Source organism: Pinirhizobacter sp. (assembly GCF_035317885.1).
Taxonomy (GTDB): domain Bacteria; phylum Pseudomonadota; class Gammaproteobacteria; order Xanthomonadales; family Rhodanobacteraceae; genus Pinirhizobacter.
This window is the reverse complement of record NZ_DATHFX010000252.1, coordinates 1-3622: the sequence shown is the minus strand read 5'-3', so window position 1 is coordinate 3622 and position 3622 is coordinate 1. Positions and strand designations below refer to the sequence as shown.

General features: G+C 67.2%; 3 protein-coding genes. 1 reads left to right on the top strand and 2 read right to left on the bottom strand.

From position 1 onward, the window contains the following. On the top strand, positions 1–969 hold a 969-nt coding region (locus VK519_RS08230; RefSeq protein ID WP_324348910.1), incomplete at its 5' end, for a glycosyltransferase family 4 protein. Here VK519_RS08230 and VK519_RS08225 read toward each other — a convergent pair. Next, positions 900–2192, bottom strand: a complete 1293-nt coding sequence (locus VK519_RS08225) for a nucleotidyltransferase family protein (protein ID WP_324348909.1) — start codon at positions 2190–2192, stop codon at positions 900–902. The genes VK519_RS08230 and VK519_RS08225 overlap by 70 nt on opposite strands. Further along, positions 2167–3622, bottom strand: a 1456-nt coding sequence (locus tag VK519_RS08220) for a B12-binding domain-containing radical SAM protein (protein WP_324348908.1), incomplete at its 5' end; no start/stop codon positions are given. The genes VK519_RS08225 and VK519_RS08220, both read right to left, overlap by 26 nt.

The window sequence follows — 3622 nt, the reverse complement described above, 5'->3', positions numbered from 1 at the left end:
CCATTGCTCGGTGCGACGGTCCACAACATCGGCGACGGCTGGACCCGCCTGCGGGCGCTGGCGGCGATTCGCAACGAGCATCGCCGCGGTGCGTTCGACGTGGTGCAGGCGTTGTTCTCCGGGGCGTGCGGCCAGGTGGCGGTAGTCGCCGCGCGATGGCTGCATGCGCGTGGCGTGGTGCATATCGGCGGTGGCGAGCTGGTTTCGATGCCGCGCATCGGCTACGGCGGACGGCGGAACTGGAAGGGCCGCCTGCGCGAAGCCTGCGTCCTGCGCGGCGCGCATGCGGTCACCGCGGCCAGCGTGCCGGTGGTGGAATCGCTGCTCGCCTTAGGCATCCATGCGCGGCGCATTGCGCTGGGCGTGGACTTGCGCACCTGGTCACCGCTGGCGCCGCGCCGGCGCGGCCAATCCGTGGCGCGCCTTATCCACGTGGCCAGCCTCAACCGCGTCAAGGACCAACCTACCCTGCTTCACGCGCTGGCGAAACTGAAGCGCGCGGGTATCGCCTTCCGGATGGATATCGTGGGCGTGGACACCCTGGACGGCCAGATGCAGGCGCTGGCAAACCACCTTGGCCTGGAGGGGAACGTCCATTTCATGGGTTTCAGGACGCATCGTGAGCTTCGCGACCTGGTCAAGGCCGCGGACCTCCTGGTGATGTCGTCCGCGCACGAAGCCGGTCCCATGGTGTTGTTCGAGGCTGCCATCGCCGGCGTGCCCACGGTGGGTACGGCGGTGGGGCACCTGGTGGAATGGTCACCGTCCGCAGCGCTCGCGGTGCCCGTGGGCGACGCCACGGCGCTTGCCAGCGGTATCGAGCGCCTGCTGGCCAACGAGGATCTTCGCCTGCACATGGCCGGCATCGCGCAGCACCGCGCCATCATCGAGGATGCCGACTACACCGCCCGTGCGTTCGAGACGCTGTACCTGGAAGTACTCGGGCCGTTGGCCGCCACTACCGGCTGAGGGGCTGGCGTTACCGTGTCGCCGAATTCTTCGAAGGCGGCGCGCACGGCGTACAAGGTGTCCATGCGCGGCACCGGCCCCGTCAACACACGAAGGAACCGGCGTCCCCTGGGCAGGTCCACCCAGCTATGTTCGCGCAGCCACAATTGCGTGCGCATCATGTCCTGTTGTTCCTGCAGCGCCTCGGCGGGTGGCCGGATGCGGTTCTCCAGGTACGCGCGCAATTCGCCGAACGAGCCGAGCCACTCGATGCCGTGCAACGTGTGATGCCACAAGCCGGTGCACGAGGCTTCGGTGAGCGTGCGCCGCCGCGAGGCCAGGCGCAGCAGGGGACGGCCGCGGGCCGGCAGCCGGCGGAGCACTGCCCGGGGGATCGCATGCCGGTAATAACGCGCCACCATGGCCAGCGCGGGGAACGCCCACCATGCACCGCGGCGGTCGGCACCCCAGACTTCGTCCCAGTCGTTGGCGGACATGCGAGCGGCCAGCAATGCGATGTCGTGCATGTGCAGAAGGCGCATGCTGCGATTGCAGATATTCCCCGCCGCATGCAACAACAGGTGGCTCATCAACGCACCGTTGGATGGATACGCGTTGAGTCCCGGATGTGCCGCGCCGGGGAACACCCGTTCGGTGATGTCCACCGTGACCACCGGCAAGCGTTCCTGGATGCGGGAATGCAGCTCGATACTGACCGGGGTATCACGGTGTTCGCCCAGGCAGAACTGCCGCTCGCCATCGGCAGGCTTCAGCACGCGGTGTTTCCACACCGAAAACGAAAGCACGTAACCCAGGCCCTGGAGCAAGGCCGTCATCGCGTCGAGGTCGCCTTCGGGCACCAACAGGTCGATGTCGGCCATGGGCCGGTCGCCCGCCTGGTAAAGCCCCATCGCGTGCAAGGCCGAACCTTTCAACGGTACCGTGGCTATGCCGGCGGTGCGTGCCTGCTGGTCGATCTGCGAAAGCAGGTCCGCGATGCGCTGATGGCGCGCTTCCACATGCTCGCGTTGGCTTGCAGTGAAAGCCGACCAGTGCGGCCCTTGCCAGGCCTGGCATTTGGCCATCAGCGGCGCTACGCCGTGGATGGCAGCCGCCGCCGACGCCAGGCGCCACTGCGCCTCGTCCCACGCAGGGGTCGGGCCACCGGGCCTTGCAAGCTCGCAGGCCAGTGCTTCGGTGGCGAGGCGGAGGCCCTGCCTAACGGTTTTGAGAGGTGGCAGCACGGCGCTTGACCTGGCTGGCGTCGGAAGGTGCCAAAACGGGCGTGGCGTTCGGGTTGCGGTGCGCGCCCTCGCAGGCGATCAGGGCATCCCATCGCGCCTGGAGGCTGGCCAGCTCCATCGCTGGTGCCTCCTGGCCCGCCTGTTGCAACTCCACCTGGGTATGCAAGAGGTCGCGGAAGCTACGGTAGAAGTGCGAGTCGTAGGCGCCGCTGAACATCATGGCCAGGTCGCCGGAGTCCTGCCAGTGGGTCTTTTCGCCCAACTGGGCCTGCACCTGCTCGAAGAATTTGGTCCCCGGAAGTGGATAGGACACGCTCACCCCAATATCGTCGGGCGCGGCGCGGGCAATCAATGCACGCGTGGCCAGGAGATCGTCGAGCTGTTCACCGAGATAGCCCAGCTGGATGAAGAAACCGACGCGGATGCCGCGCTTGCCCAGCCGCTGCCGGGCAGCCACCAGGTCGTCCACGCGGGTGCCCTTGGTCATGCTGTCCAGCACGCGCTGGCTGCCGCTTTCGGCACCGATCCATGCTTCGGCGCACCCGGCCCGCGCCAGCGCGTCGGCCATGCGATCGCTGCAAAGGTCCGCGCGCGTCTGGATGGTGAAGGGCACCGAGCCATCGGCCTCGTCCAGGTGCTCGGCAAAGGCGCTGACCCAGTCGATGTGGAAGCCGAAGATATCGTCGGCCATCCAGATATGGTCGGGTGCGTACGCGTGCTTGAGGTAGGTCATCTCCGCGGCCACGTCCGCTGCGTCCCGTTGCTTGTAGTGGTTGCCCCAGATCGGCTTCGCACACCAGTTGCAGCGGAACGGGCAGCCACGCGAGGCAGCCATGTTCAGGCTGAAGTAACCGTGCCGTTCCTTCCACAGGGCGCGGTAACGTTCAATGTCCACCAGATCCCAGGCCGGATGGCCCACCAGGCGCGGGTCCGGTGGCATCGCGCCGATACGCGGCACCTTCGCCTGGCCGGCCACGAGCGTGGCCACGCCGTCGATGTTCGACACCCAGTCGCGCGCGTCCATGGCCGGGTTCGCATCCAGCCTATCGATCAGCTGGGCGAGCGCGGCGATGCCCTCGCCCACCAGCACCGCATCGGCGCCCGCCGCCAGGAACGCGTCGGGATGGTCCGAGGCATCGGAGCCGGCCACGATCACCCGTGCCCCCATCGAGCTTGCTTCGGCGATCATCCGGCAGGCCGCTTCGCGCATGCGGCCCAGGCACATCTTGGTCAGGAAGTTGAAATTGTCTTCGTAGAAGACCACCACGTCCGGTGCCGACTCATGGAACGCCGGTTCGTAGTCCTCAACGCCTTCAGCGAGCATGGAGTCGAACAAGGTCACCTCGTGCCCGGCATCACGCAAGAAGGCAGCGACCTGGATCGTCGCCAGCGGCGGATAGGGCTTGCCTCGCTCCCATTGCTTGCTGTCG